Here is a 3178-nt window from a genome sequence, read left to right on the forward strand (position 1 = left end):
CGGCAGATCCTCGATGAACGCTTTGCCCGGGGTGAACTGACGGCGGAGCAATACCGCGAGCAGCTAAAGGTTCTCGGCGAGGACCAATAGTGCTCCCAATGAGCCGCCGGAACGCGCTCCTGCTGGGCGGCGTCGGCACGGCAGCCATAGCCGCCGGCGGAGCCGGGCTCTGGTGGACGGTCAGTTCCCGGTTCGCGTCCGTCGCGGGCGGAGACTTCACCGAGCCGAAGCAGCTGCGCAGCAGCAACGGACAGTTGCAGGTCCGGCTCGAAGCGTCCGCTGGCTCAGTGCAGCTCGGCGGCCAGCAGGCCTCGGCGCTTGGCTACAACGGCGGAATCCCCGGCCCAACCCTGCGTTTGAGGGGTGGAGACGTGTTCGCCGTCGAGCTGGTAAACAGCATGGACGTCCCGACAAACCTGCACGTCCACGGACTCCACGTTTCACCCCAGGGCAACGGAGACAACGTTTTCAACGTCGTCGAGCCCGGCCACTCGTTCCGCTACGAGTACCGGCTCCCTGCGGACCACCCGCCCGGCGTGTACTGGTACCACCCCCACCATCACGGCATGGTCGCCGATCAGATTTTCGCCGGCCTGTTCGGTGCGATCATCGTCGAGGACGCACAGCCCGTGGACGTCAGCCGCGAGCGGGTGATGGTCGTCTCTGACATCACCCTGGACGGCTCCGGAACCGTCGCCGGCCCCTCGCCCATGGACCGAATGCTCGGCCGGGAAGGTGAACTTGTCCTGGTCAACGGCCAAAGCAACCCGAAACTTTCCGCCCGGCCGGGCGAGCGTGAGCGGTGGCGGATCGTGAACACCTGCGTGGCCCGCTACCTGCAGCTGCGCCTGGACGGGCAGCAGATGCAGCTCCTCGGCATGGATTCCGGCCGCTTCCCCGAACCCCGGAACGTGGACGAGGTGCTGCTGGCGCCGGGCAACCGTGCAGATGTCCTGGTCACAGCTGTCGAGGGTGACGCCACTCTCGCTGCCGTCTACTACAACCGTGGCAGCATGGCCGGCATGATGGGACCGGCAGGGCCAGCCCCCAACGGCGCCCAGGGCACAGGGGATCTCGTGCTGGCGACCCTCTCGGTCTCCGGCGCCCCGGCCGCTCCTCCTCCGGCCGTGCCGGCCCGGCCCGCAGCGGCAGACCTGAGGACCGCGGCCGTTGCCGCCCGCCGGCAGCTGACCCTGGCCGTCGGCGGTATGGGGATGGGGATGGGAATGACTTTCACCATCAACGGCCGTGAATTCAACGCAAGCCGGACGGACACCACCGTGGCCGCGCAGACGGTGGAGGAGTGGACCCTGATCAATCCCAGCCCGATGGACCATCCTTTCCACCTGCACGTCTGGCCGATGCAGATCATCGAAGAACAGAGGCAGGCGCCGGGCCAGCCCGTCTGGCGTGACGTCGTCAACATACCCGCCAACGGACAGGTGCAGGTCCGGATCCACTTCAAGGATTTCACCGGCCGCTCCGTGTACCACTGCCACATCCTGGACCACGAGGACCAAGGAATGATGGGCGTCATCGAAGTCCGCTAGCCCAGCGGGAGCAAGTATCCCGACGACGGCCCGGCCAATGCGCAGCCTGTAGCCTTAACCTGGCTACCGTCCAACACTGCCAACCGGAGGGAGAATGCCATGGCCGCAGCTTTCATGGGCCATGCCGCAACCGCCCTTCGCCGCGGATTCCTGCTAGTGGGCCTGCTGGCCGTCATGGCTGGATTCCTCGGGATGCACATCATGACCGGAATGCATGGCGCTCATGCCATGACCGCGGTGACATCCTCCGCGGAAACCGCGGGGTCGTCTTCCCGGCCGGAGACCGGCCTCGCACCTCATCCGGCCGCCCATGCCCTGCAAGAGCGCACCATGGGCCATGACTCCTTGGCTCCGCGCCCTGCGACCCCAGCCGGTCCCGACCTGACGGCCGACAGCCGGGCCGCTGCCCCAGCGGCTTCGTGCGTATGCCAATCGAACTGCGCCGACGCTGCGTCAATGCACTCGGCCTGTGTGCCCTCGGCGGCAATGACGTCCCTGGCCGCGCCCCCGCCTGGCACGGCACCGGCCTCAATGCACAACCCGGACACGCACGGCGACGCCGCCGTCAGGGCCTACTTCTATCGCCCCGCAAGTCCTTCGCCGGGCGATCTGTCCATCAGCCGGACGTAAGACGGGATCGCGCCGTGTCGTGCCCGGCGTCCCTACTTACCCGACACGCTCCATCCCGTTCTTCCAGCGGCGCGGGCGTGTCATCCGCAGGCGTGCCACAACGCCGATTGATGATTGAAGGACTTGACCCCATGAAGAAAACCCTGACCATTTCTGCCACAATTTCTGCCTTCGGCATTTCCGCCGCCATCGCCCTTGCCGGCTGCGCCGGCACCTCCGGAAGCACACCCACTAACACCATGCCGGGCATGGTCAGCGGCGGCATGGGCATGGCATCCAGCTCAGCCCCCGCAACCGCAGGCCACAACGCGGCAGACACCATGTTCACCCAAGGGATGATTCCGCACCACGCCCAGGCCGTGGAAATGAGCGACATGATGCTCAGGAAACAGGGCATGGACGCGCGGATCACCGCACTCGCCACCAAGATCAAGGCCGCACAGGCACCCGAAATCGCGCAGATGACGGGCTGGCTCAAGACCTGGAACGAACCCACCCAGATGGGGTCCGGCCATGGCATGGGCGACGGGATGATGGGCGACGACGACCTCAAGACGCTCGACGCCGCCCAGGGCAACGACGCGGCCAAGCTGTTCCTGGCCCAGATGATCGCCCACCACGAGGGCGCGGTGATGATGGCCAAGACTGAAAGCAGCCAAGGCAAGAACTCGGACGCCATCAGCCTCAGCAAGGCAATCGTGACCGCCCAGGAAGCTGAAATCCAGGAGATGAAGGACCTGCTGGCCAGCCTCTAGCAGCGTCCCGGCCCCGGTCCGTCTTCGGACCGGGGCCGTCAACTGGGCGGCCACGGCCGACGTCGTCAAAGCATCGGCCGACGGCGGTGCTGCTTTGGCCTCGTACCTGGGTGCCGCACCGGCTGCAGCGACGGGTCGGGATGCCCGGCGGAACAAATGCACCTACACTGCTGGAATGCCTATCATTCCGGATTCCAAGGACTGGACTTGGGTCCTGTCGCGGCCCTGCCCCGAGTGCGGTTT

Annotated in this window: 3 protein-coding genes; all 3 read left to right on the forward strand. The window is 66.5% G+C overall.

Annotated elements, in window-relative coordinates; translation table 11 throughout:
- On the forward strand, positions 1-90 hold a 90-nt coding region (locus tag LQV45_RS22605), incomplete at its 5' end, for an SHOCT domain-containing protein (RefSeq protein ID WP_230008921.1).
- A gap of 8 nt (positions 91-98) precedes the next feature.
- Positions 99-1550, forward strand: a complete 1452-nt coding sequence (locus tag LQV45_RS22610; protein WP_230008919.1) for a multicopper oxidase family protein — start codon at positions 99-101, stop codon at positions 1548-1550.
- A gap of 761 nt (positions 1551-2311) precedes the next feature.
- Entirely contained in the window at positions 2312-2935 is a 624-nt protein-coding gene (locus LQV45_RS22615; protein WP_230008920.1) for a DUF305 domain-containing protein, read from the forward strand.
- Positions 2936-3178 lie beyond the last annotated feature (243 nt).

This window comes from Microbacterium sp. Bi128, from assembly GCF_918698205.1.